The sequence below is a fragment of the Sinorhizobium sojae CCBAU 05684 genome (assembly GCF_002288525.1).
Taxonomy (GTDB): domain Bacteria; phylum Pseudomonadota; class Alphaproteobacteria; order Rhizobiales; family Rhizobiaceae; genus Sinorhizobium; species Sinorhizobium sojae.
Map to the genome: position 1 here is coordinate 523,824 of NZ_CP023067.1, position 23,733 is coordinate 547,556.

General features: G+C 62.4%; 22 protein-coding genes and 1 pseudogene. 10 read left to right on the top strand and 13 right to left on the bottom strand.

Annotated elements, in window-relative coordinates; translation table 11 throughout:
• Positions 1-3: 3 nt before the first annotated feature.
• From ispH to rnhA, 3 genes are read left to right on the top strand one after another with little or no spacing between them, the layout of a single operon-like run.
• Positions 4-1,014, top strand: a complete 1,011-nt coding sequence (ispH, locus tag SJ05684_RS02515) for a 4-hydroxy-3-methylbut-2-enyl diphosphate reductase (RefSeq protein WP_034852249.1) — start codon at positions 4-6, stop codon at positions 1,012-1,014.
• A gap of 49 nt (positions 1,015-1,063) precedes the next feature.
• Positions 1,064-2,044: a homoserine kinase gene (locus tag SJ05684_RS02520; RefSeq protein WP_034852251.1), complete on the top strand. Its 981-nt coding sequence runs from the start codon at positions 1,064-1,066 to the stop codon at positions 2,042-2,044.
• Positions 2,041-2,502 (top strand): ribonuclease HI, encoded by a 462-nt coding sequence (gene rnhA, locus SJ05684_RS02525; protein ID WP_034852253.1) that lies wholly within the window; start codon positions 2,041-2,043, stop codon positions 2,500-2,502. The genes SJ05684_RS02520 and rnhA overlap by 4 nt, the downstream gene beginning before the upstream one ends.
• A gap of 176 nt (positions 2,503-2,678) precedes the next feature.
• Here rnhA and SJ05684_RS02530 read toward each other — a convergent pair whose 3' ends face one another.
• Positions 2,679-3,164 carry a peroxiredoxin gene (locus tag SJ05684_RS02530; RefSeq protein ID WP_034852255.1) on the bottom strand — a complete coding sequence of 162 codons (486 nt, stop codon included), beginning with the start codon at positions 3,162-3,164 and terminating at the stop codon, positions 2,679-2,681.
• Positions 3,165-3,323: 159 nt separating this feature from the next.
• Positions 3,324-4,172: a protein-disulfide reductase DsbD domain-containing protein gene (locus SJ05684_RS02535; RefSeq protein WP_034852443.1), complete on the bottom strand. Its 849-nt coding sequence runs from the start codon at positions 4,170-4,172 to the stop codon at positions 3,324-3,326.
• Between the two features lie 245 nt (positions 4,173-4,417).
• Here SJ05684_RS02535 and SJ05684_RS02540 point away from each other — a divergent pair, with 245 nt between their 5' ends.
• The gene (locus SJ05684_RS02540; protein WP_034852257.1) at positions 4,418-5,023 is read left to right on the top strand and encodes a YqgE/AlgH family protein; all 606 of its coding nucleotides are present in this window, start codon (positions 4,418-4,420) and stop codon (positions 5,021-5,023) included.
• A gap of 214 nt (positions 5,024-5,237) precedes the next feature.
• Here the strand turns inward: SJ05684_RS02540 and SJ05684_RS02545 are convergent, their stop codons facing one another.
• From SJ05684_RS02545 to thrC, 4 genes are all read right to left on the bottom strand, one after another.
• A complete protein-coding gene (locus tag SJ05684_RS02545) occupies positions 5,238-8,150 on the bottom strand; it encodes a sensor domain-containing phosphodiesterase (RefSeq protein WP_034852259.1) in 2,913 nt (970 codons plus the stop codon).
• Positions 8,150-8,761: a GNAT family N-acetyltransferase gene (locus SJ05684_RS02550; protein ID WP_034852261.1), complete on the bottom strand. Its 612-nt coding sequence runs from the start codon at positions 8,759-8,761 to the stop codon at positions 8,150-8,152. The genes SJ05684_RS02545 and SJ05684_RS02550 overlap by 1 nt, the downstream gene beginning before the upstream one ends.
• Before the next feature lie 169 nt (positions 8,762-8,930).
• On the bottom strand, positions 8,931-10,232 hold the full coding sequence (locus SJ05684_RS02555) for a M16 family metallopeptidase (protein WP_085938992.1): 1,302 nt from the start codon (positions 10,230-10,232) through the stop codon (positions 8,931-8,933).
• A gap of 14 nt (positions 10,233-10,246) precedes the next feature.
• Positions 10,247-11,653, bottom strand: a complete 1,407-nt coding sequence (gene thrC, locus SJ05684_RS02560; RefSeq protein WP_034852447.1) for a threonine synthase — start codon at positions 11,651-11,653, stop codon at positions 10,247-10,249.
• A gap of 463 nt (positions 11,654-12,116) precedes the next feature.
• Between thrC and SJ05684_RS02565 the strand changes: the two genes are divergently transcribed.
• Entirely contained in the window at positions 12,117-12,662 is a 546-nt protein-coding gene (locus SJ05684_RS02565) for a hypothetical protein (protein WP_034852449.1), read from the top strand.
• A 236-nt stretch (positions 12,663-12,898) separates the two neighbouring features.
• On the opposite strand, the gene SJ05684_RS02570 is transcribed toward SJ05684_RS02565, so the two are convergent.
• The 5 genes and pseudogenes from SJ05684_RS02570 to SJ05684_RS02590 form a co-directional block, all read right to left on the bottom strand.
• The gene (locus SJ05684_RS02570) at positions 12,899-14,005 is read right to left on the bottom strand and encodes a branched-chain amino acid ABC transporter substrate-binding protein (RefSeq protein WP_034852262.1); all 1,107 of its coding nucleotides are present in this window, start codon (positions 14,003-14,005) and stop codon (positions 12,899-12,901) included.
• Positions 14,006-14,197: 192 nt separating this feature from the next.
• The gene (locus SJ05684_RS02575) at positions 14,198-14,893 is read right to left on the bottom strand and encodes an HAD family hydrolase (RefSeq protein ID WP_034852263.1); all 696 of its coding nucleotides are present in this window, start codon (positions 14,891-14,893) and stop codon (positions 14,198-14,200) included.
• Between the two features lie 260 nt (positions 14,894-15,153).
• Positions 15,154-16,019 (bottom strand): annotated as a pseudogene (locus tag SJ05684_RS02580) (alpha/beta fold hydrolase).
• A 13-nt stretch (positions 16,020-16,032) separates the two neighbouring features.
• Positions 16,033-17,034: an NADP-dependent oxidoreductase gene (locus SJ05684_RS02585; protein ID WP_034852264.1), complete on the bottom strand. Its 1,002-nt coding sequence runs from the start codon at positions 17,032-17,034 to the stop codon at positions 16,033-16,035.
• A 45-nt stretch (positions 17,035-17,079) separates the two neighbouring features.
• Complete coding sequence (locus SJ05684_RS02590; protein WP_085938993.1) at positions 17,080-17,868, bottom strand: SDR family NAD(P)-dependent oxidoreductase; 789 nt, start codon at positions 17,866-17,868, stop codon at positions 17,080-17,082.
• Positions 17,869-17,978: 110 nt separating this feature from the next.
• On the opposite strand from SJ05684_RS02590, the gene SJ05684_RS02595 reads away from it, so the two are divergent.
• The gene (locus SJ05684_RS02595) at positions 17,979-18,530 is read left to right on the top strand and encodes a TetR/AcrR family transcriptional regulator (protein ID WP_034852451.1); all 552 of its coding nucleotides are present in this window, start codon (positions 17,979-17,981) and stop codon (positions 18,528-18,530) included.
• A 394-nt stretch (positions 18,531-18,924) separates the two neighbouring features.
• Positions 18,925-19,593 carry a GntR family transcriptional regulator gene (locus tag SJ05684_RS02600; protein WP_034852266.1) on the top strand — a complete coding sequence of 223 codons (669 nt, stop codon included), beginning with the start codon at positions 18,925-18,927 and terminating at the stop codon, positions 19,591-19,593.
• 118 nt (positions 19,594-19,711) lie between these two features.
• On the opposite strand, the gene SJ05684_RS02605 is transcribed toward SJ05684_RS02600, so the two are convergent.
• Positions 19,712-20,392, bottom strand: coding sequence for an ArsR/SmtB family transcription factor (locus SJ05684_RS02605; protein WP_034852267.1), 681 nt, complete (start codon positions 20,390-20,392; stop codon positions 19,712-19,714).
• Positions 20,393-20,516: 124 nt separating this feature from the next.
• Here SJ05684_RS02605 and SJ05684_RS02610 point away from each other — a divergent pair, with 124 nt between their 5' ends.
• From SJ05684_RS02610 to SJ05684_RS02620, 3 genes are all read left to right on the top strand, one after another.
• Positions 20,517-20,843, top strand: a complete 327-nt coding sequence (locus tag SJ05684_RS02610) for an NIPSNAP family protein (RefSeq protein ID WP_034852268.1) — start codon at positions 20,517-20,519, stop codon at positions 20,841-20,843.
• A complete protein-coding gene (locus tag SJ05684_RS02615; protein ID WP_034852269.1) occupies positions 20,840-21,205 on the top strand; it encodes an antibiotic biosynthesis monooxygenase family protein in 366 nt (121 codons plus the stop codon). Before SJ05684_RS02610 ends, SJ05684_RS02615 begins: the two co-directional genes overlap by 4 nt.
• A 155-nt stretch (positions 21,206-21,360) precedes the next feature.
• Positions 21,361-22,491 (top strand): site-specific DNA-methyltransferase, encoded by a 1,131-nt coding sequence (locus tag SJ05684_RS02620; protein WP_034852270.1) that lies wholly within the window; start codon positions 21,361-21,363, stop codon positions 22,489-22,491.
• Between the two features lie 135 nt (positions 22,492-22,626).
• Here the strand turns inward: SJ05684_RS02620 and SJ05684_RS02625 are convergent, their stop codons facing one another.
• Positions 22,627-23,664 carry a calcium-binding protein gene (locus tag SJ05684_RS02625; RefSeq protein ID WP_034852271.1) on the bottom strand — a complete coding sequence of 346 codons (1,038 nt, stop codon included), beginning with the start codon at positions 23,662-23,664 and terminating at the stop codon, positions 22,627-22,629.
• Between the last annotated feature and the right edge of the window lie 69 nt (positions 23,665-23,733).

Consider the following 23,733-nt stretch of genomic DNA (forward strand, 5'->3'; position numbering starts at 1 on the left):
TCCATGGCCTCATCCACGGCAGCAAAATCCCCGATCACCATTCGTCTCTGTGGACCGCGCGGCTTCTGTGCCGGTGTTGACCGGGCGATCCAGATCGTCGTGCTGGCACTCAAGGAATTCGGTGCCCCGGTCTATGTCCGTCATGAGATCGTGCACAATCGCTATGTCGTGGAGGGGCTCGAAGCCAAGGGCGCGATCTTCGTCGAAGAGCTTGACGAGATCCCGCCGGAACACCGTAAGCAGCCCGTCGTCTTCTCGGCCCATGGCGTACCGAAATCGGTGCCGGCCGATGCGCACGCGCGCAACCTCTTTTACCTCGATGCCACCTGCCCGCTGGTTTCGAAGGTGCACAAGCAGGCGATGCGCCACCATCGTCAGGGGCGGCACGTCGTGCTCATCGGCCATGCCGGTCATCCGGAAGTCATCGGCACCATGGGACAATTGCCGGAAGGCGCGGTCTCCCTCGTCGAGACGGTCGAGGATGCGGACGCCTACGAGCCGTCGGACCCGGACAATCTCGGCTTCGTCACGCAGACGACGCTCTCGGTCGATGACACGGCCGGGGTGATCAAGCGGTTGCATGAGCGCTTCCCGAATCTGACGGCGCCGGCCGCCGATTCGATCTGCTATGCCACGACGAACCGCCAGGAGGCCGTCAAGCAGGCGGCGCCCGGCTGCGACCTGTTCCTGGTCGTCGGTGCGCCGAATTCGTCGAATTCCAAGCGCCTCGTAGAAGTGGCGCTGAGAGCCGGAGCCAAGGAGGCCGTTCTCGTCCAGCGCGCCGCGGAAATCGACTGGGACGGACTCGGGGATATCTCGACGGTCGGCCTGTCGGCCGGTGCGTCGGCGCCGGAGGTGATCGTCAACGAGATCATCGAAGCGTTCCGCGCGCGCTATGGGGCGACGGTCGAACTCGCCGACACGGTCGAGGAACACGAGAACTTCCTCGTCAATCGCGAACTGCGCCACGTCGAATTGACCGCCGCCGATATGGCCTTCGTCAACGGCGAGTGAGCCGGATCGGCCGAACCCTCTAAAGTGCATCTCTGGAAAGTAGCGAGCCTTGGCAGTTTACACCGATATCACGGAAGACGATTTGACCCGCTTCCTTGCGGCCTACGACGTGGGGTCGCTGACCTCCTACAAGGGCATTGCCGAGGGGGTGGAGAATTCCAATTTTCTCCTCCACACGACCAAGGGCTCCTATATTCTCACGCTCTATGAAAAGCGGGTGAATGCGGACGACCTGCCGTTCTTCCTGGGGCTGATGCACCATCTTGCGGAGCGGGGGCTTTCCTGCCCGCTGCCCCTGCCGCGTGCCGATGGCGAACTCTTGGGGACGCTGTCCGGCCGACCGGCCGCCGTGATCTCCTTCCTCGAAGGGATGTGGCTCAGAAAGCCCGAGGCGCAGCATTGCAGAGAAGTGGGGCGTGCGCTCGCCGCGATGCATAAAGCGAGTGAGGGATTCCCGCTGAAGCGCGCAAACGCGCTCTCCGTCGACGGTTGGCGGCCGCTCTGGCAGAATTCCGAGGCGCGTGCCGACGAAGTGCAGGCCGGATTGCGAGAGGAGATCGCCGCGGATCTCGCCCATCTCGAAGAGCACTGGCCGAAGCATCTGCCGGAGGGCGTGATCCACGCGGACCTCTTCCCCGACAATGTCTTCTTTCTCGGCGATCGTCTTTCGGGCCTCATCGACTTCTACTTCGCCTGCAACGACTTTCTCGCCTACGACATCGCGATATGCCTGAATTCCTGGTGTTTCGAGAAGGACGGTTCCTACAACATCACTAAGGGAATGGCGCTGCTTGCCGGCTACGAGAGCGTGCGCAAGCTCACGGCGGAGGAGGTCGTCGCCTTGCCGCTGCTAGCACGCGGCGCCGCACTGCGTTTCTTCCTGACGCGCCTCTATGACTGGCTGACGACGCCACCCGGCGCGCTGGTGGTCAAGAAGGATCCGCTTGAATATCTGACGAAGCTCCGCTTCCACCGTGCCGTCGCCTCCAGCGCCGAATACGGCTTGAGGCGCGAAGGGGCCTCGGCATGAAGCACGTCGACATCTTCACCGACGGTGCCTGTTCCGGAAATCCCGGCCCGGGGGGCTGGGGCGCGATCTTGCGGTATGGCGACGTCGAAAAGGAGATGTTCGGCGGGGAGGCCGAGACGACCAATAACCGCATGGAACTGATGGCGGCGATTTCGGCACTGAACGCCCTCAAGCAGCCCTGCGAGGTCGACGTCCATACCGACAGCAAATATGTGATGGACGGCATCTCCAAATGGATTCACGGCTGGAAGCGCAACGGCTGGAAGACCGGCGATAGGAAACCCGTGAAGAACGGCGAACTGTGGCAGGCGCTTGACGAGGCGAGGGGCCGCCATCAGGTGACCTGGCACTGGGTCAAGGGCCATGCCGGCCACCCGGAGAACGAACGCGCCGACGAACTCGCGCGAAGGGGCATGGAGCCGTTCAAGAAAGCGCGCCGCTCGGACGCGGTGCAGTAGATTCTCCGCCTATCGGAACAAAGCATCGCCCGAATTCTGCCCCTCTCCCGACCTTCTCCCCGCAGGCGGGGAGAAGGGGCAAACCGCACGCTCTCCGTCCTTGCCTGTGGGAAGAGGGCCGGGGCGAGGGGCAAATCCGCCGCAGCTTGCGGCGCGGTTTCAGGCGTGGCTACAGATCAAAGCTGTTCCAGCATAGTGGCGGCGCCGGAAACAATTGCCTGGCTGGGGGCGTCCTCGACGTTGAGCGTTTTGACCACACCGTCCTCCACCAGCATCGAATAGCGCTTGGAGCGGATGCCGAGCGTGCCGGCGGAAAGGTCGATGTCCATGCCGAGCGCCTTGGTAAAGGCGGCGTCCCAGTCGGACAGGAAATGGATCTTGCCCATGCCGCCGGTCGCCGTTGCCCAGGCGCCCATCACATGCAGGTCGTTGACGGCCACCACGGCGATATCGTCGACGCCGCGGGCGAGGATCGCGTCGCGGTTTTCCAGGTAGCCGGGAAGATGGTTGAGCGAGCAGGTCGGCGTGAAGGCGCCCGGAACGGCGAAGAGAACGACGCGCTTGCCCTTGAAGAGCTCGTCAGTGGTCACCTCGACCGGGCCTTCGGCGGTCTTTTCCTTGAAGGTTGCGGTGGGCAGCTTGTCTCCGACAGCGATGGTCACGGTTCTCTCCTCGATTTGATGTGTCGTCTTGGGGTGGGGCTCGCGGGACTATAATGCATGTCGCCCGAAACTGTGCAGCGGTTTTGGGTTAGCGAAACCCATAAAGCAAGGACCTGGTGCGCTCCGAGACGTTCTATAGCGGCGCCCGTGAGGACCGCCTCAGTCTAGCGCAAGCGTGGTTTCCATGCTGCGCTCGCCGGCGCGGACCGTGAGCACGATCGGCTTTCCGGCGGTGTCGCGGTCACTGCCGAAGCGCTTCACCGGTACCTCCACACGGTGCTTGCTGCCTGGAGTGCCAGCGACGGTCGGCTGACCGAAGAAGGAACCGGAGGGGCCGGCGAGAAAGAGATCGAGCTCACCGCTTTCGGCCTCGTCCGGCAGGTGGAGGTCGAAGCGGATCACTCCCGCGCTCGCGTCGAACAGCGCCTTGTCCACGCGGAAACCCTTCGAGGGCGGCTCAGGCAGGGTCGTGAACGCCTCTTCGATACGGGCACCATCGAGGGGGTTGTCGAACTCCCCACTCTTGACCGTGAGTTCCAGGTTTCCCTGGACCGGGATGCAGATGTCCTCGCACACGCCGAGGAAGACGGATGCCCGGATCCTGACGTCCCTTCGGTCGCCCAGGCGTTTCAGCTCCAGCGGAAAGGCGACGGTCGCATCGTAACCGGCATAGCGCTCCGCTCCGGTGCCGAACGACTTCGGCGCCGGAAAGCGAATGGCCTCAAGCTCGACGTCGCCTGCCGGGTCAAGCGTGATCTGCGGCGGGATCCCACTTGCCCCGGGCTCGCGCCAATAGGTCTTCCAACCCGGCTCGAGCTTCACTTCGAGAATGGCGGGAATGGAGCCGTCCGGCTTCGGCTGCAAGGCGACTAGGCGAATAGCCCCGCCCTCGGCGCTGATCCATTCGCTGGATGCCGCGTGGGACTGCCCCGCCAGCACGGACGTAAGAATCAGGGCTGCCGCGGCAATCTCTCGGCGTGTTTTCGCGCGTGTCGGACGTTTGCTCATGAGCGTAGCAGTAGCGCCTTTCTCTTCTGCGCTCCAGCGGCGCCGGCGCTCTCGTTCGATCATAATTGCTTGAACGCCTGCCCGTCTTCCTGAACGACCACATTTCGGCCGATGCCGGTGGGAAAGGTGTAAATTCGGGTGAACTGGCCAAAATGCGCGGATCTAACCGCCGTACGTGCAAATTTCGGCGGGCGCCACGTAGAGACGCTTTCAATTTCGTGGCGAATTGATAGGCTATCTTGATTATGGCGACGAAGGTTATGGATAAGACGCGCGAACGCGGATTCCTCGACGGTCAATTCCTGATCGCCATGCCGGGTATGTTCGACTCCAATTTTGCCCGCACGGTCATCTTCGTCTGCGCCCATTCCGAGGACGGGGCGATGGGCTTCGTCCTGAATCGCCCCCAACGCCTGACGTTCCCGGACGTTCTGCTGCACCTGCAGCTTCTCGATCCGGATGAAGCCATACGGCTTCCCGCAGCGGCGCGCGAATTCCAGATCCAGGCCGGCGGTCCCGTGGAGACGGGGCGCGGCTTCGTGCTGCACTCGGATGATTATCTGAGCGATTCCAGCATTCCCGTCAGCGACGACATCTGCCTGACTGCGACCCTCGACATCGTCAAGGCGATTTCCCGTGGGGAGGGGCCTCTCAGGGCAACCATGCTGCTCGGCTATGCCGGTTGGGGTCCCGGACAGCTCGAAAACGAAATCACCCAAAATGGCTGGCTCACCTGCCCGGCGCGCGAAGAGCTGATCTTCAGCCGCGACCTGGAAGAGAAATACGACAGGGCGCTCGCGCTGATGGGCATTTCTCCCGCAATGCTCTCGCCGGACTCCGGCCACGCCTGATGGGAGCGACAGCTTTCCTAATCCCCGTCGTAGGAATCCGTCAGCGCCGCGTCTGCGGCCCGGACGATTCTTTACGAGCAATGCGTCAGCGTTCGTCCGCTGCGCTGCTGGTACGGGTAGGGGAGACGTTTCCGTGCGCCCGGCCATTCCTATAGCACCGCGAGCACTTGAAATTGCAGCAGCGCCGGTCAGATCGGCCGACCGTTCAAAGGCGTCACGCCCGCTTCATCAGGGGAAACCGCTCTTTCAGCAGCCGCAGGATTGATTCCGATCCGACCGGCGGACCGAAGAGGAAGCTCTGCCCATAGTCGCAGCCCATCTGCGCGAGCTGGATGGCGTCTTCCTCGGACTCGATCCCCTCGGCGACCACCTGCATGTCGAGCTCCCGCGCCATGGTGATGACGGAGCGCAGCACGACGGCGCGCTTGTCGCTCGGATCGCGCACCAGCGCCTTGTCGATCTTGATCGTCTCGAAAGGAAAGCGGGTGAGATAGGAAAGGGAGGAGTGCCCCGTGCCGAAATCGTCGAGCGCCAGGCGCAAGCCCGCTTCCCTGAGTTTCTCGAGTACGAGCCGCGCCTGCTCCGGGTTTTCCATTACCAGCGACTCCGTCAGCTCCATCTTGATCTGGGCCGGGTCGCAGCGGTTCTTGGTGAGCAACGCACGCACGTCGTCATAGAGCTCGTTGTTCAAGAGCTGCGCGCTCGAAAGATTGATCGAGACGAAGATCGGCAATTCGCCGGTCTGCATCTGCCATTCGGAGAGATCGCTCGTCGCCCTGTCGAAGGCGAACATGCCGAGCTGGTTGATGATGTCGGAATTCTCGGCGATGGGGATGAATTCAGTCGGCGAGATGTTGCCGCGCTTCGGGTGATCCCACCGCATCAGCGCCTCGAAGCCGGCAATTTCAGCATCGCTCAGGCGTACGATCGGCTGGTAGACGAGCGAAAGCTCCTTGCGTTCGATCGCCCGCTTCAGGTCCGCTTCGAGCTGCAGGCGATCCGAGCCCGAGGTGCGGAAGGAGGGCCGGAAGGGTTCGACGCGGTTTCCACCCTCCTTTTTGGCGCGGAACATTGCGAGTTCCGCATCGTCGAGCAGGCCTGTCGCACTCTGCTCCTGATCGAGCCAGGAGACGAGGCCGATCGAGGCGGTGAGGTTGATTTCGCGGTTGCCGTAGTTGAGCGGAACCATGATCGCCTTGCTGACGGCGTCGGCGAAGTCGGCGATCTTCGCGGGATCGCGCTCGGACATCAGGATCAGGCCGAACTGGTCGCCGCCGAGGCGCGCCAGCGTATCCTGCGGGCGCAGCAGCCGCCGCAGCCGCCGCGTCAGCGCGATCAGGACATTGTCGCCGGCGGCGATTCCGAGCAGTTCGTTGACCTGCTTGTAACGGTCGATGTCGATGGCGAGCACCGTCGGCCGAATGGCATTCGTCCCGTCGGACATCAGCAGGATCGCCTGCAGTCGGTCGATGAACACCTGCCTGTTCGGCAGGCCGGTCAGATTGTCGAGGAGCGCGTTGTGCAGCAGCCGTTCGACCGAATTGCGCTGTTCGGTGATGTCGACAATGGTGCCGACGCAGCGGATGATCTCGCCATTGGCCCCGAGCACCGGCCGCGCCCGGATCGACAGCCAGTGATAATGGCCGTCCTCGGCGCGCACGCGGAACTCATGGTTCAGCCGGCCACGCCTGTGCTCCAGCAGAACATCGAGTGTCGCGCGGAAGCGGTCGCGGTCGTCCGGGTGCAGCCGCGGCACCCAGCTTCGCACTGGGCCACTCATAGTTCCAAGCGAAAGCCCAAGCTGGTGGGAGATATCCGGTAAGGTGACGACGCGGTCGCGCGCCACGTCCCAATCCCAGACGGTATCGCCCGAACCGGTCAGCGCCAGAGCCTGGCGTTCGAGGTCGGAGAAGAGCCCCTGCTGGTAGGCGCCGCCGGAGAAGGCGTGCTGCATGACGGTGAAGCCGATCAGGAGCACGATCAGCACGAGGCCGCCGCCAAGCGCCGGCTGGACAATATCGTTGGCGAGTTGCCCAGTCACGGCAAGCCACGCGCCGAAGAGCCAGACGAGGATCAGGAGCCAGGCGGGAACGAGAAGAATGGCGCGGTCGTAGCGGTTGAAGCCGAGATAGGCAATCAGCACAATTCCCACCGTTGCCGTCAGCGCGAAGGAGAGGCGGGCGATTCCCGAGGCGATCGCCGGATCGTAGATGGCGACGCCGAAGAGCAGCGCCAGGCCGAGTATCCAGGCGAGCGTCGCATAGCCGAGATGCTGATGCCAGCGATTGAGGTTGAGGTAGGTGAAAAGAAAGATCACCAGCCCGGCCGCCAGGAAGACCTCGGTTCCGGCGCGCCATATGCGCTCGTCATCCGCCGTCATGCTGATCAGCTTCGACAGGAAGCCGAAGTCGACGCAGATATAGGCGAGCACTGCCCAGGCAAGCGCCGCCGTTGCCGGCAGCATCGAGGTGCCCTTTACGACGAAGAGAATCGTCAGGAACACTGCCAAGAGGCCGGCAATGCCGAGCACTATGCCGCGATAGAGCGTGAACGCGTTCACGGTGTCCTTGTAGGCCTCGGGTTGCCAGAGATAGATCTGCGGCAGATCGGGGGTCGCCAGCTCGGCCACGAAGGTGACGACCGCACCGGGATTGAGCGTGATGCGGAAGACGTCGGCCTCTTCGCTCGGTTGCCGGTCGAGCGAGAAGCCCTCGCTCGGCGTGATCGAGAGAATGCGCCGGGAACCGAGGTCGGGCCAGAACAGCTTGGAGTTTACCAGCCGGAAGTGCGGCGCGACGATCACGCGTTCGAGTTGCTCTTCCGACACGTTGGCCAACGCGAAGACGGCCCAGTCGCCCTGATGGTTTTCCGTGCTCGAGCGTACTTCGATGCGGCGCACGATGCCGTCCGTGCCGGGGGCCGTGGATACCTGGAACGCTTCTCCGTGCCCGGTATAGATCTCCGTCGTGGCGGTAAGGTCGAGCGCCGTATCCTCGCGTGAGATCTTGACCGGTTCGAGCGCATGCGCGACGCCGCCGGCAAGGCTGACGATAAAGGCGGCGAATGCGACCAGAAACGCCGCCAGCCTTGCGGCTGGCCATGCGGACGGCTTGCGGGTCAGGGGCATCAAAGGGGCATTTTCCTGTTCGGTACGGCATCCGTGGCAAGCCGCGAAAACATCAGGTGATCCCGCCACTGCCCGTTTATCTTCAAGTACTGTCTCAAGTAGCCTTCACGCTCAAAGCCGGCCTTTTCAAGGAGCCGGATGCTCCGCGCGTTTTCCGGAATACAGGCTGCCTCGATACGGTGCAACTCAAGCGTCGAAAAGATGTAGGGGATCGTCAGCTTCAGTGCGCCATACATATGGCCCTGACCGGCAAATTTCTGGCCCATCCAGTAGCCGATCATGCAGTTCTGCGCGGCCCCCCGGCGGATATGACCGATGGTGAGGCCGCCGAGCAGGGTTTCATCGGGCTTACGGAAAAAGAACAACGGCACGGCCTGGCCGGTCGCATATTCCTGTTCATTGCGGTTGACGCGGTTGCGGAACGCGCTTTCCGTCATATCGTCGGCGCGCCAGCTCGGCTCCCAGGGCTCCAAGAAAGTGCGGCTTTCGCTGCGCAAGCGGTACCATTGCCGATAATCGGAATAGCGGGGCAGGCGCAGCAGGTAATGCTCGTTGGCGATCTCGACCGTCTCGGGCTGCCGCGACAGGAACCGAAAAACCGATCGTGCCATACATGCCTCCGCGCCAAGCCCACGAGCCGGGCAATGACAACAGCAAATGCCGTCTCATTGCGAAACGTTGCACAAGTTTAAACCCAAATCGAATCCGATTTTAGAACTTGTGCAAGAAAATCACGGTCGACGACTGCCGGCGGCAACTGCCGCAGCGGCAGCGGCACAATCAGCCTGCCATGGCCTTTACCGCGGGCGACTTCGCGCTCAACGAGGAGAGGAGATCGTTCATCGGGGCGAGGTGATCGAGGGGGCCGATCGCCGAAAGCGTGGGCACGGTGTCGAAGAAGAGCCGGCCGGCGAGATCCGTCAGGCGCTCGACTGTGATGCCGGACAGACGCTCCATGAGTTCGTCATTCGGAATGGGGCGCCCGTAGAGCATCATCTGCCGGGCGATCTGGCCGGCCCGCGCCGCGGGGCTTTCCTGACCCATCAACAATTGTGCCCGGATCTGGGCGCGGGCGCGATCGATCTCCTGCTGCTCGATGTTCGTCGAAGACTTCCGCAGCTCCTCGACGATGACCGGCGTCAGTTCAGGCAGGTTTTCGCCACCGGTTGCGGCATGGATGCCGAAAATGCCGGTGTCGGAAAAGCCCCAATGGAAGGCATAGACGGAATAACAGAGGCCGCGATGCTCGCGCACTTCCTGGAAGAGGCGCGAGGACATGCCGCCGCCGAGGATGTTGGCGAGGATTTGCGAGCAATAGAAATCGCGGGCGTGATAGGCCCTGCCTTCGAAGCCGAGCAGGATCTGCGCATCCATGAGGTCGCGGGTCTCGCGATTGTCGCCCCCGGTATAACGCGCCGTATCGAGCACCGGAGACGCAAGCGGCGAGGCTGGCAAAGTCGAGAAACGCTCTTCCACCTGACGCACGATCGTGTCGTGGTCGATGGCGCCGGCGGCGACGATGAAGGTCCGATCGGTCGTGTAGTTGCGGCCGAGATAATGGCGGATCTGGTCGGGGGTAAACGACATCACCGTTTCCGGCGTCCCGAGGATCGGCCGGCCGACCGTCTGATCGCGAAAGGCCGCTTCGGCAAAGCGGTCGAAGACCACGTCGTCCGGAGTGTCGTCGGCAGCGCCGATCTCCTGCAGGATCACGTGCTTCTCGCGGCGGAGCTCGTCCTCCTCGAAGGTCGAATCCGTCAGGATATCGGCCAGGATGTCGATCGCCAGCGGCACATGGTCCTTGAGCACGCGGGCATAATAGGAGGTCGTCTCGGTAGAGGTGGCGGCGTTGACCTCGCCGCCGACATTCTCGATCTCTTCGGCGATCTGGCGGGCGCTGCGCCGCCTCGTGCCCTTGAAAGCCATGTGCTCCAGCAGATGCGCAATGCCGTGTTCCTCCACGGTCTCGTTGCGCGAACCGGACTTGATCCAGACCCCGAGCGCCACGCTCTCGAGATGCGGCATTTGCTCGGTAACCACGGTCAGCCCGGAAGGCAGCCGGGTGCACTCAACTTTCATCATCCGTTTCTTTCGTTCTAATCCCGAACGCGGGTGCGCTCGCCGATGAAGGTTTCGACGATCTTCAGTTCCGGATCCAGGATATCGAAACGCTCCGCCCTAGTCATGAGATCAGCAAGCCACGACGGAAGCGCGGGGTCAATACCGCTGGCCGATTTTACCGCGTAGGGAAATTTGGCTGGGTGGGCGGTCGCAAGCGTCACCATCGGTGCGGAAGGCTTCTCGTGCCCGGCCGCCACGAAAACGCCGATTGCCGTATGCGGATCAAGGAGATAACCGGTTTCCTCATAGGTCTTTCGGATTGTCTCCGACACCTTTTTTTCCGAGGCGCGGCCGGCGCGGAATTCCTTGCGGATTTTTTTCAGCGCGGCCTCGCCGATCGCGAAGGAGCCGGATTGCTTGAGCCCTTCCATCGCCGCGCGCACCTCGGCCGGGTCGCGATCATTGGCCTCAAACAGCAGCCGTTCGAAATTGGAGGAGATCTGGATATCCATCGAAGGCGACGTCGTGGCCTTCACTTCGCGCATTTCATAGCGGCCGGTCTTCAAAGTGCGGGCGAGAATGTCGTTTTCATTGGTGGCGATGATCAGCTTGTCGATCGGCAGCCCCATGCGCTTGGCGACGTAGCCCGCGAATATGTCGCCGAAATTGCCGGTCGGCACCGTGAAGGAGATCTTCCGGTCCGGGCCTCCGAGCGTGAGCGCGGCCGTGAAATAGTAGACGATCTGCGCCATGATGCGCGCCCAGTTGATCGAGTTGACACCCGAGAGCTTCACCCGGTCGCGGAAGGCCTCGTCGTTGAACATGGCTTTGACGAGATTCTGGCAATCGTCGAAATTGCCGTTGACGGCGATCGCATGCACATTTCCGGCCGCTGCGGTGGTCATCTGCCTCTGCTGCACCGGCGACACCTTGCCGTGCGGGAAGAGGATGAAGATATCGGTGCGCTCGCGGCCGGCAAAGGCGTCGATCGCGGCCCCGCCGGTATCGCCCGACGTCGCGCCGACGATCGTCGCGCGTTCGCCTCGCTCGGCAAGCACATGGTCCATCAGCCGCGCCAGCAACTGCATGGCGACATCCTTGAAGGCGAGTGTCGAGCCGTGGAAGAGTTCCATCACGAAGGAGTTCGGCCCGGTCTGGACCAGGGGTGCGACGGCCGGATGGCGGAAGGTGGCGTAGGCCTCGTCGATCATTTCGCGGAACTTCGCGGTCGGGATCTCGCCATTGGTGAAGGGTTCGAGCACGGCGAAGGCGATGTCCTGGTAGGTATTGCCGCGCAGCCGCCGGATTTCCTTCTTCGAGAAGGTCGGCCATTCCTTCGGAAGATAGAGACCGCCGTCGCGTGCAAGTCCCGCCAGAAGCGCGTCGCAGAATCCGAGCGGGGCCGCTTCTCCGCGCGTCGATATGTACTTCACCGTCTTCATCCCTTCGTCACCCGTATCCCATGGCTGGAGTGCAAACGGGCGACCGGCCCGCGCACTTTTCTCGATCCGCCTCTTCGGCGCCGCACCCTTCAAGAGGTGCATAGCACCTTGAGTGGCTGTAGCAAGCAGGCGTTGCGGAGGTCTTGAGCAACGCCCCGCCTCGGCGCCCTTTTTGCGTCAGTCCCCCGAAAATGGCGCGGCCATTCTTGTTACCGTGGCAATTTCGCGCCTCTTTCGGAATTTTCGGTTCAAAGGGGCCGCCCCGTCGATTTTTCGATTTCGCGCTGCTATAGACGATGCCCGGAGGCGGTGAAAGGCCCCTGCCGATCGTAATCGCACCGGAGCGGAGTGCCCGTATGATTTCGGTTCGAGCATCGGAACGGCCGCGACGACGACTGCTGCTTCAGGCCGAAGTCGCAGCGATTTCGAGAATTTTGAACTGGTTCTGAAGAGGTTGTGCAACGTGTCTGCCAATGTGTCTCGCCATCTTCTCGCAATGTCCGTCCTGCTGGCCGTCGCCGGCTGTAACAAGACGCAAACGGGGGGTGCCATCGAAGCGGGCGGCAGCGCGAGCGCGCCGACACCGGCCGTCGTCCAGGCGGCTTGCCCGCCTATAACGCTCAGAGACGGAACCGCCTCCTACCGCACCTATGCCAAGGGTGGCAACGACGATCCGACCAAGGTCGTCTACCAGGCGTCGCTTGCCGATACCACGCGCCAGTGCGTACAGAGCGAGGACAGCCTCAAGGTGACGGTGGTCGCGCAGGGCCGTGTCGTGGCCGGTCCCGCCGGCGGGCCGGGCAAGCTGACGATGCCGATCCGCGTTGCCGCGACGGACGGCGAAAAGACGCTCTATTCCGAGCTGACGCAATATCCGGTCGAGGTTCCGCCGGGCAGCACCAATGCGCAGTTCGTCTTCACCAAGGCCGACGTCACGCTGCCGGCCGGCGCCGGGGCGGATGCCAAGATCTTCATCGGTTTCGACGAGGGGCCGTATCAGACGCAGTAGGCGGGCGGCGCTTGTGGAGCAGTTGCCCCGCCCACTAGCGCGGGATGAGGAAAAGTGTGCGCGGTTCTAGGTCGACGCGACCTAACCTAAAATCATCGTGATATGGCCCTCTCTCCGCAGGCGGAGAGAGGGGACTTCTGCCCTGGCGCTCAGTTTCCTCGCCCCACTAAGATGGCCCGGCAGACCGGATCAGGACCGGTGCCGCCGGCAACAATCCCGAGCCCTCGAGAGGCCGATCACTCCACGGGCACGCTTTTGCCGGCTTCCCACTTGTAGAGGGAGAAGCTTGGCGACGTGAGGTCGCCAGATTCGTCGTAGGTCAGGTCGCCGATCACCGTATCGATCTCGTCACCCGACTTGATCGCCGCTGCAACGGCGGTCGGATCGTCGGCGGACCCTGCCTTCTCGATGCCGGCCTTGATCACCTGGACGGCGGCATAGGCATTGAGCGTGAAGGCCTCGGCCGGAATGTTCTTCGCCCTGAGAGCCTCGATCACCGGTGTCGCGGCGGGGTTGCGGGTAGCGTCGCTGGCATTGGTGTAGACTGTCCCTTCGGCCGCCTCGCCGCCGATTGCCCAGAACTCGGTGTTGGAGAGACCGTCGCCGCCGATCAGCTGTGCGTCGACACCCTGGTCGTGCATCTGACGGACAAGCAGGCCGCCTTCGGCGTGGTAGCCGCCGAAATAAACGACGTCGACGTTCTCGGCTTTGAGGCGCGTGACGATGGCGCTGTAATCCTTCTCGCCTGGGGTGAGGCCCTCATAGACGACTTCATCCATGCCGCCTGCATTGATGGCGGCCTTGAAGCCGTCGGCGAGGCCCTTGCCATAGGCCCCCTTATCATGAAGCACGGCGATGCGCTCGTCCTTGAGGTTCTGCAAGACGTAATCGGCGGCGACGACCGCCTGCTGGTCGTCGCGGCCGCAGGTGCGAAAGACGTTCCAGAGCCCGCGGGCGGTGAGATCCGGCGTGGTCGCCGTCGGCGTGACCATCAGGATCCCGTTTTCCGCGAGCACGTCGGAGGCCGGCATCGCCGTGCCGGAAAGCACCGGGCCGACCACATAGCGCACGCCTTCGCCTGCGAGCTGGTTGGATACGGATACGGCCTGCTTCGGTTCGCCGCCGGTGTCGACGATCCTGATGACGATCTTCTCACCATTGATGCCGCCGTCGTCATTGATCGCGGCCACGGCGGCCTCGGCGCCGTTCTTGACCTGCTCGCCGAAGGCTGCGACCGCTCCGGTGAGCGGGGTGATCACACCGAGCGTGACGTCGGCATGGGCGAGCGGCGCAAAAGCGACGCCGGCCGCAAAGGTCAATCCGGACAATAATGAAAGACGCATAGCGTTTCCTCCTTGGAGATTCTCCTTCGAGCCTATTGATATAGTCCTCATGTGCGCATGGGAAACCGGCTCGTTCGACGGAAAGCACGCACCTTCCTTGCGCGTATACAGAGCACGCGCCAAGCTTATCGAGGGGGATTTGCAGCGCCGCTGCGGCAGGAGCTAGCCAGTCGTGTCAGGATGGCAAGGCAGTCAGGCTGTCAACGATTCCGACCATTCGGCAAGCGCAGCGATCACGCCCGGGAGGGACGCCATCCGTGAGATGACGGTCTCCGCGCCGGCATCCGTCAACCTGTCGGCGTGCAACGGATAGGTATGCTTCCCGCCGGTGAAGCCGACCACGCGCATCCCGGCTGCCCGCGCACCGTGGACGCCATGGACGGAATCTTCGATGACGAGGACCCGCGAGGGATCGTGGCCGAACTGGGCGGCACCGTGCAGAAAGATGTCCGGTTTCGGCTTCACCCGGTCCGGCCCGAGGTCGCGCGCGGAATAGATATGTGGACCGAAATGATCGCGGATGCCGACCTTGCCGAGCATCGTGGCAAGACGCGCCGATGTGGAGTTGGAGCAGATGCAATGTGGCAGCGTGAGCTGCATCAGCATCGGCTGCACGCCGTCGACGATTCTGACGTCCCGGGCAAGGCGCTGGTCGAGAATGGTGTCGACCTTGTCGATCAGCGAGGCCGAGAGCGGAACATTGGCTTCCTTTTCGATCGTCAGCAGAGTGTCGCGCCATGTCAGGCCGGCGAAGCGTTCGTTCATCTCCTCGACGCTGATCGGAAAGCCCGCCTCGCTCACCAGCGCGGCCTGGACTTCCGAGGCTATGATTTCCGAATCGACGAGAACGCCGTCGCAGTCGAAGATGATGAGGTCGATACCGGTCATGATCGTTCCTTTGGGGGGCAACACCGCGGGCAGGGGAGGCTCTGAAATGCGGGCGGAAAATGGTCCCGGCAGGTTTATACGATGGCGGTTCAAAGCTCAACCTCAAGCGGGACGAGGAAAAGTGCCGCTGTCCGGCGGGCCGCGCTCGGCGGCCGGTTTGCGGACGGAGCGGACGCTTGGGGACATCGCGTGAGCGTCGTGAGTGGGGCCGGAACCTGAATGGCGGCTTGTGGTCCAGATGACAGAACGACAGACATTCGTCAGCGCGCGAGGAACTCAAGCGCCTTTTTCACGAAGGTCTCGTGATACTGGAAGATGCCTCCGTGTCCGGCATCCTTGTAGAGGACGAGTTCGGCATGCGGTAGGCGGTGCGCCAGGTCGATCGAGTTGCTGCTGGGCACCATCTTGTCCTGGTCGCCATTAGCCACCAGAACAGGGTTCCGGATTGCGCTTAAGGCCTGCGGTGCCTGCAAGCCCCAGGCCTTGATCGCCTTCAGTTGTCTAAGGAATGCCGTCATCGTAACGGGCCTGTCGCGATCCGCCTTGCGCTCCTTCAACCGTTCCAGGAAGGCTTTCGCGGCGTGGCGGCCATTCGCAGTCGAGGTGAAGAAGAGGTAGAATTTCGGATCCCGGAACGTCAGCATGCCCCTAACGATGAGCGGCCAGGACATTGACCCTACTTTTTCGATGCCTACACCCCGTGCCGGGCCGGGGCCGGTCAGGATGATCTTGCGGATTAGGCCGGGTTCTTTCAGCACGATGTCCTGCGCGACGAAGCCGCCAAGCGAGAAGCCGAGCAGATCGACTTGCGTGAAGTCCAGTGCGTGGATGAAGGCCATCGCGTCCTTCGCCATCTCCGCCACCGTGAGCGGCGCCTTTCCGCCCGACTCGCCGACGCCCCGGCAGTTGACGGCGGTCACCGGCCTGTCGCGGCGAGGCCATCGACGATGCACGGATCGAAGTTGTCCAAGGTGGCGCCCCAATGATTCAGCATGATCACCGGGACACCGGAAGCGGACCCGAGCTGCCGGTAGACGAATATCGTGCCTGCAATATCGACGCTCCTGGTCGACGCATCTTTCCAGGTGGCTATGCTGCTGGTCCGTGGCGGATGAGACTTGGTCATGTTCTTCTTCTTGCTATCGGACTTTGACGACGACCTTGCCTTTTGACCGTCCCGTTTCGATGTAAGCCAAAGCTTCATTGGTCACTTCGAACGGGAAGACCCGATCCACGACCGGGCGAAGGATCCCGGCTTCGATCAGCGATGCGATCTGGCGCAGCTGCTCGCCGTTGGCGAGCATGTACAGGAAGGAATAGCCGACGCCCCTTCCTTTGGCCTTTCTTCGGATGCTGAAGCTCGGAATGCGCAAGACCTGCTGCATGAACCAGTTCAGTCCTTGCTTCCTGGCGAAAGCGGGGTCCGGCGGACCGGAGATCGAGATCAAATTGCCACCCGGCTTCAGCACTTTCAGGGATTTTTGAAGCGTGTCGCCGTCCAGGCTGTTCAACACCACGTCGTAGCCGGAGAGGACATCCTCGAAGTTCTCTTTTTTGTAATCGATGACGACATCGGCACCGAGGTTTCTGACCAGATCGACATTTGCTGTGCTTGTCGTCGTGGCGACGGTCGCCCCAAGATGTTTTGCCAGTTGGATGGCGAACGTTCCCACACCGCCTGAGCCCGCGTGAATGAGAACTTTCTGTCCTTTTCGCAGGCCGGCTCGCTCTACCAGCACCTGCCAGGCCGTCAGCGCCGCCAAAGGCACGGAAGCCGCTTCCTCCATGGTGAGATTCTTTGGTTTCAGCGCCGCGTCGGCTTCGTTCATGGCAATGAATTCCGCGAACGTCCCGACCCGGCCATCGCGCGGCCGGGCATAGACCTCGTCGCCCGGCTTGAATTGCCGGACTTTCGATCCGACCCGAACCACGGTTCCGGCCACGTCATGTCCAAGGATGAAGGGTGGGCGATAAGACAGGAGGGGCTTGAGCTCGCCATCACGGATCTTGAAATCCAGAGGATTGAGCCCGGCCGCGTGGATCTCGACGAGAATATCGTCATCCTGCAACGCCGGCTCCGGCATGTCGCCGAAGCGCAGCGCGCCCTTCTTCTTGTATTTATCGAGGATGAAGGCCTTCATGATGTTCTGTTCTCCAATCTCTTATCGAAGTGGTTTCGTTGGTGCTCAGGCGACCGTGCGGTACCGCTCGGCGGGATGTGCGTTGCCAAAGTTGGGAAGCATGGCTTGCCGCGAGGCCTGCAGCGCGTCCCACTGCCCGGCGTCGGGAAGTGGCGGAATGGTCACCGGTTCACGGCGGTCGAAGCCGACCAGAGCTGCGTCAACGAGATCGCCCACCTCCATCACGTTGGACAGAGTGTTGATGTCGGCGCCGGCGCGTTCCCAGATTTCGGTCCGCGTCGTGGCGGGAAGCACGGCCTGGACGTAGACGCCCTTCGGCTCAAGCTCGAGGCTGAGCCCCTGGGACAGAAACAGCACGAAGGCCTTGGTCGCGCCGTAGACCGTCATGCCGAACTCGGGCGCCAGGCCGACCACGGAGCCGATGTTGACGATCGCGCCTTCTCCGGCCTTTGCAAGTCGCGGGGCGATGGCGCTGGCAAGCCGCAGCAGTGCGGTCGTGTTGAGCGCAACCAGGCGCGCGACCTCATCTGTGCTCTGCTCGATAAAGCTTCCGCCGATGGCAGTACCTGCATTGTTGACGAGAACCCCGATGCGAGCGTCATCACGCAGCCGCGTCTCTACCGTTGCAAGTTCGGCAGGTTGCGTAAGATCGGCTCGGATAATGTCGATCGTCACGCCATTTTCCTGCCGCAAACGGGCCGCCAAGGACTCCATAAGAGCCTCGTCACGGGCGACCAGCACGAGATCGTGACCGCGGCGCGCGAAGCGCTCGGCATAGGTGGCGCCGATGCCGGTGGAGGCGCCGGTGATGAGGACTGACGGAATGGCGGTCATGGGATTGCTCTCTCTTCTGATTGAACCTATATTCATGATGATCATCATGATTGAAGCTAAATATGATGATCATCATGAATACGTCAATGGGAACGGTGGAGAATTTTGAAATGAAGGTCAGTCGAGAGCAGATGGCGGAGAACCGTCGCCGGATTCTGGACGCGGCCAGCCGGCTGTTCCGGGACAAGGGGTTCGACGCGGTCAGCGTGGCGGAAGTGATGAAAGCCGCCGGGCTCACCCATGGCGGCTTCTATGGTCACTTCAACTCGAAGGACGACCTGATCGCGCAGACGCTTGCCCATGTCCTCGCCGCGAACTCAGCCGGAGGGCTTGATATTCGCGCTTATGCGGATGCCTATCTTTCGCCTCGTCATCGCGACAACGCCGCCGGTGGTTGCCCGATTGCGGGCCTTGCAGCAGCCATCCGCCATCAGACCCCGGCTGCCCGCTCGGCCATGACCGAAGGCCTCCGATCGCAGATCCACCGTATCGACGCGGCGCTCCCGGAGTTGGATCCGGCAGACAGACGCCGCGCGGCGATCGGAAGCTGGGCGGCGATGGTGGGGGCAGTGATTCTCGCACGGGCGGTCGATGATCCCGCGCTCTCGGATGAGGTCCTGGAACAGACGCGTTCCTGGATCGATACCATATTGGCCAAGTGACGGCCATTTTGTGGCCTGCGACAGCCTGCTAGACCCTTGAAGGAAGCCGTTCAAGGTTGCGCATCGAAAGAGCGCTCCTTCGCATAGCCTCGCCCCAGCGCTCGCCTTTGAACATGTCTGCATCTGGGCAGCGGCAACGCCGCTCTCAACGGCCGACTTGAGGGCGCACAGCGGTCGTTCGTGAACGATGGCTGGAAAGTCGTTTTCGGGCTCTAAGTGTGAATTCGCGCTCGTCGAACGAACTTCCGATCAGGGCCAGAAGCAGAACTCTTGGCACTTGCTATCATGCCGGAACAGTGCGCGTGCCCGCGTTACGCGGCCCAACCTCTGGAAATCGTCGCGAGACCGCCGCAGTTTGCTCGACAGGCATCGGCTGCGCCTCTATCTGTAACGCATGACGAAGGAACGGGACGACACGCTTGCAAGCCGTATCAGCCGGGCGCTCGCCGAGAGAATCATCTCCGGTCAGCTCGCGCCGGGCGAACGGCTGCGTCAGGATCATGTCGCCGAGGAGTTCGGCGCCAGCCATGTGCCGGTGCGCGAGGCTTTCCGCCGGCTTGAGGCGCAGGGGCTTGCTGTCAGTGAGCCGCGCCGTGGCGTCCGCGTAGCGTCCTTCGATCTCAAGGAGGTGCGCGAGGTTGCCGAGATGCGCGCGGTCCTGGAGGTGCTGGCGCTTCGCCACGCCATCCCCCATCTAACGCGCGCCATTCTCGATCGGGCCGAGGTGGCGACGGCCGCCGCCGACAGTTCCCGTGACGTGCGCAGCTGGGAGGCGGCAAACCGTGCCTTTCATCGCCTGATCCTCGAACCCTGCGCTATGCCCCGCCTGCTCGCCGCAATCGATGATCTTCACGCGGCAAGCGCCCGCTTCCTCTTCTCCATCTGGCGGTCGAGCTGGGAGGCGCGGACCGATCACGATCACCGCGCGATCCTCGCGGCGCTCCGCCAGGGCAAGGGGGAGGAGGCCGCGGCCATTCTCGAGCGGCATGTCGGCTGGATCGGCCGGTCGTCGGCGAAAACCGCAGGCGGCGAAATCCCCGGCGCCCTTGCGATCGTCGGCTAGAGTCGACCGGCGTAAACCTACAGCGCCCGCGTCTTTTCAGGCGCGCAAGGTCGCTGTAAACTTGGGATCTGTGCATTGAGTTTTGCGAAACATCGGGTCCGATGTTCGGGCGGATGCGCTATAGCGGAAAGTGCTCCAGGAAGGCCTTCTCGCCGGTGTCGGTAAAGCGGATGGCGCGGCTGTCCTTCACCCGCTTCGCCCAGCCCTTATCGATGAAGTGCGTGAGTAGCGCCTCGCCGAGCGAGCCCGCGAGATGCGACCGTCGCTCGCTCCAGTCGAGGCAGGTTCGGCAGATCGGCCGGCGGGACGTCCTGAGCGCCGCATAATCGATGCCGAGTGCTTCGATGCGCTCGCGGCCGGCATCGGTCAGCGCCACGTCTTCTCCCGTCATCTCGATCTGCTTGGCTGCGATGAGGCTATCCAGCATGCGCACGCCATAGTCGCCGGCCAGGTGATTATAGCAGACCCGCGCCTTGCGCAGTGCCGGATCCTTCGGCCCCGGCCGATGACGCGTGAGACCCCGGCTCGCGGCGAAACCCATAAGGCTCTCGAGCATGAGCCCGACCTCGTCTTCGGCCAGCGCGTAATAGCGGTGTCGCCCCTGCTTACGTTGCGTCACCAATCCGCCGGCCTCAAGCTTCGCAAGATGCGAACTCGCGGTCTGCAGCATCACGCCGGCATGGGCGGCAAGCTCCGTCGGCGTCAGCGCCTGTCCGCCCATCAGCGCGGTCAGCATATTCGCACGTGCAGGATCGCCGATCAGCGAACCGACAAGAGCAATGTCGGGACCTTCCTTCATAGTTCGATGGTAGTCGAACCATTGTAGCAGGGCAAGCGGGCATGGTGGCAGGCGGTCCAACGCATGTCGCCCAAAACCGTGCGGCGGTTTTGGGCGACATGCATAAACAAAAGAGGAGAAAACCATGATCACCTGTTTCATCCGCTACGAAATCGATCCGTTCCGCAAAGAGGATTTCGCCACCTATGCCCGCAATTGGGGCGAAGCGATACCGCGCTGCGGCGCAGACCTCATCGGCTATTTCGGACCGCATGAGGGTTCGGCGACGACGGCCTATGGCGTCTACAACATCGAAGACCTTGCCGCCTATGAGGCCTACCGGGCGCGGCTCGCCGCCGATCCGCTCGGGCGCGAGAATTATGAATTTGCCCGACGCGAGCGCTTCATTCTCAAGGAGGATCGAATCTTCCTGAAGAACGTCTCCCTGCCGCAAGGAGGAGTACGCCGATGATCGCGGTGATTTTCGAAGTGCTGCCGGCAAATGGCAAGCGTGACGCCTATCTCGGCCTCGCCGCGGACCTGCGTCCGCTGCTGGAAGGCATCGAAGGCTTCATCTCGATCGAGCGCTTCCAGAGCCTTACCGATCCGAACAGGCTATTGTCGCTTTCCTTCTGGCGTGACGAGGCGGCGGTGACGGCCTGGCGCAACGGCGCCGAGCACCGCGCTGCGCAGGCGGCGGGCCGTCGAGGCGTGTTCGCCGATTACCGCCTGCGGATCGCCTCCGTTGTCCGCGACTACAGCCTCAGGGAACGCGATGAGGCGCCGCCGGACAGCCGGCATTGGCATGAAAAGAGCGAGGCCGGCCAGCGCTAAATGGCGCGGGTCGGCGTCGCCGCGAATTCAAGACAGAAGCATCGATGGCGCTTTTTGCGGCCGGTCTTCAGCCTTTGGTAACCATCTTCGGTAACCATAAGTGCTATAGTCAGTCCCGAGTAAGCGTATTTGCGAGTTGCCCCATGCCTTCTCCCATGCCTTCTGTTGTTTCGCTTGCCGAAATCTCCCGCGCCGCCCGTCCGTTGAACTGGATGGACAGCATCATCAAAGGGGATTGCGTGGCCGCGCTGAACGCGCTTCCCGACAATTCGGTCGACGTCGTCTTCGCCGACCCGCCCTATAATCTTCAGCTCGGCGGCACGCTGCACCGGCCGGACCAGTCGCTGGTGGATGCCGTCGATGACGAGTGGGATCAGTTCGCGTCCTTTGAGGCCTACGACGCCTTCACCCGCGCCTGGCTGCTTGCCTGTCGACGTGTCCTCAAGCCGACCGGCACGCTCTGGGTGATCGGCTCCTACCACAACATTTTCCGGGTCGGCTCAATCCTGCAGGACCTGCATTTCTGGATCCTGAACGACATCATCTGGCGCAAGACCAATCCGATGCCAAACTTCAAGGGCCGTCGCTTCCAGAACGCCCATGAGACGCTGATCTGGGCGACGCCGAACGCCAAGGCCAAGGGCTATACCTTCAATTACGAATCGATGAAGGCGGCGAACGACGACGTTCAGATGCGCTCCGACTGGCTGTTTCCGATCTGCTCCGGTTCCGAGCGTCTGAAGGACGAGGACGGCAAGAAGGTCCATCCGACGCAGAAGCCGGAAGCCTTGCTCGCCCGCATCCTGATGGCCTCGACCAAGCCGGGCGATGTCGTGCTCGACCCGTTCTTCGGTTCCGGCACCACCGGGGCGGTCGCCAAGCGCCTTGGCCGGCACTATGTCGGCATCGAACGCGAGCAGGACTATATCGACGCCGCCGCCGAGCGCATTGCGGCCGTGGAGCCGCTCGGCAAGGCGACGCTTTCGGTCATGACCGGCAAAAAGGCGGAGCCGCGCGTCGCCTTCAATACGCTGATCGAAAGCGGGCTGATCAAGCCTGGCACGGCTCTGACGGATGCGAAGCGCCGCTACAGTGCAACCGTGCGCGCCGACGGCACGCTGGCCTGCGGCGGCGAGGCGGGATCGATCCACCGCCTCGGCGCCAAGCTGCAAGGCCTCGACGCCTGCAACGGATGGACGTTCTGGCATTTCGAAGAGGGGGACACCCTGAAACCCATCGACGAACTCAGATCCGTCATTCGAAACGACCTGGCAAAACTGAACTGATCAACCAGTTCCGCTCAGGTCTTCGAAAAGCGCTCCGTCCGGTTTTTGTACCTTCAGTCCCGGAAGGAGAGCTTTAAACGCCCGGAATCCGACGAGGATTCCGGGCGTTTGTACGAGGCGGGACCTGCATATAAATCAAAGAAAGAAGTCGTCGGCACGCAGGCTCGTGACACCATTCACCTTGATCTGAAAATCGGCATAGCCGTCGCCATTGACGTCGCCCGATAGGATCCCGGAACGAAAACTCAGCTGCCCGGCGTCGCCAGAAAATCCGCTGCTGCCGATATAGGTGAATTTCTGATTGCCGCTCCAGGTCGTATCCGCGTCGATCGTCGAGAGATCGATGACGTCGAATTCCGTCCGGCGGAAATCGGTGATCACGTCGCGCCTGGTGCCGACGGCGGATTCACGGATCGAATTGAAATCGAACGTGTCCGCGCCGGTTCCCCCCGTCAGATAGTCGAGGCCCGTGCCGCCGCGCAGGATATCGGCGCCCGAGCCGCCGTAGAGCTTATCCACGCCGGCGCCGCCGTCGAGCAAATCGTTGCCGCCGAGGCCTTCGAGAATATCATTGCCGCCGAGCCCGCGCAGCATGTTGGCGACCGAACTGCCCGTGATATCGTCATGCCCGTAGTTCGTGCCTGTCGCGTTTTCGATGCTGATCAGGTCTTCGCGCCGGCCCGAACCGGTGGTCGCATATTTGTAGCCGAGGTCGATCGTGACGCCCTTGCCGCGCTCCGAACTCCAATCGTCCTGGAATTGATAGCTTACGGAGTCGACGCCGGTGCCGCCGTTGAAGTAGTTGTTGAAACCGGCCGAGAAAAAGCTGTCGTTGCCGCTCTCGCCATAGTAGTCGCTGGCATAGCCGTCGATCTCGAAACGGTCGTTGCCGCTGCCGCCATAGACGACGTCATAGGAGCTCGTTTCGCGTACGCGGATGTCGGCCACATAGATGTCGTTGCCGGCTCCCAGATAGATGTCGTTGCCGCCTTCGAAATAGTTGACGACGAGGTCGTGGCCGTAGCCTGCTTCGACATAGTTGTAGCCGCCGTAGCTGTCGGTTCTGTTCAGATAGATGTCGTCATCGCCGTCATAGGCGTAGATCTCGACGGCGATATAGCCGTTCTGTTTCAGGATGTCGGCGTAGTTCGTACCGTATATGCGCGTGGCCATTGCTCGACCTTTCAGTGAAGCTCTTGAAATCTAACGCGGATCATCGGGCAATCGAGCTGAATGGCGGGT

Excerpts from the sequence above, each read along its gene's own strand:
- SJ05684_RS02605 (WP_034852267.1), bottom strand. The coding sequence starts at position 20,392 with ATGAAGGAAGGTCCCGACATTGCTCTTGTCGGTTCGCTGATCGGCGAT.
- SJ05684_RS02610 (WP_034852268.1), top strand. The coding sequence starts at position 20,517 with ATGATCACCTGTTTCATCCGCTACGAAATCGATCCGTTCCGCAAAGAG.
- SJ05684_RS02540 (WP_034852257.1), top strand. The coding sequence starts at position 4,418 with ATGGCGACGAAGGTTATGGATAAGACGCGCGAACGCGGATTCCTCGAC.
- SJ05684_RS02615 (WP_034852269.1), top strand. The coding sequence starts at position 20,840 with ATGATCGCGGTGATTTTCGAAGTGCTGCCGGCAAATGGCAAGCGTGAC.
- SJ05684_RS02585 (WP_034852264.1), bottom strand. The coding sequence starts at position 17,034 with ATGAAGGCCTTCATCCTCGATAAATACAAGAAGAAGGGCGCGCTGCGC.
- SJ05684_RS02600 (WP_034852266.1), top strand. The coding sequence starts at position 18,925 with ATGACGAAGGAACGGGACGACACGCTTGCAAGCCGTATCAGCCGGGCG.
- SJ05684_RS02545 (WP_034852259.1), bottom strand. The coding sequence starts at position 8,150 with ATGCCCCTGACCCGCAAGCCGTCCGCATGGCCAGCCGCAAGGCTGGCG.
- ispH (WP_034852249.1), top strand. The coding sequence starts at position 4 with ATGGCCTCATCCACGGCAGCAAAATCCCCGATCACCATTCGTCTCTGT.
- SJ05684_RS02625 (WP_034852271.1), bottom strand. The coding sequence starts at position 23,664 with ATGGCCACGCGCATATACGGTACGAACTACGCCGACATCCTGAAACAG.
- SJ05684_RS02590 (WP_085938993.1), bottom strand. The coding sequence starts at position 17,868 with ATGACCGCCATTCCGTCAGTCCTCATCACCGGCGCCTCCACCGGCATC.
- SJ05684_RS02555 (WP_085938992.1), bottom strand. The coding sequence starts at position 10,232 with ATGATGAAAGTTGAGTGCACCCGGCTGCCTTCCGGGCTGACCGTGGTT.
- rnhA (WP_034852253.1), top strand. The coding sequence starts at position 2,041 with ATGAAGCACGTCGACATCTTCACCGACGGTGCCTGTTCCGGAAATCCC.
- thrC (WP_034852447.1), bottom strand. The coding sequence starts at position 11,653 with ATGAAGACGGTGAAGTACATATCGACGCGCGGAGAAGCGGCCCCGCTC.
- SJ05684_RS02575 (WP_034852263.1), bottom strand. The coding sequence starts at position 14,893 with ATGACCGGTATCGACCTCATCATCTTCGACTGCGACGGCGTTCTCGTC.
- SJ05684_RS02595 (WP_034852451.1), top strand. The coding sequence starts at position 17,979 with ATGAAGGTCAGTCGAGAGCAGATGGCGGAGAACCGTCGCCGGATTCTG.
- SJ05684_RS02550 (WP_034852261.1), bottom strand. The coding sequence starts at position 8,761 with ATGGCACGATCGGTTTTTCGGTTCCTGTCGCGGCAGCCCGAGACGGTC.
- SJ05684_RS02535 (WP_034852443.1), bottom strand. The coding sequence starts at position 4,172 with ATGAGCAAACGTCCGACACGCGCGAAAACACGCCGAGAGATTGCCGCG.
- SJ05684_RS02620 (WP_034852270.1), top strand. The coding sequence starts at position 21,361 with ATGCCTTCTGTTGTTTCGCTTGCCGAAATCTCCCGCGCCGCCCGTCCG.
- SJ05684_RS02570 (WP_034852262.1), bottom strand. The coding sequence starts at position 14,005 with ATGCGTCTTTCATTATTGTCCGGATTGACCTTTGCGGCCGGCGTCGCT.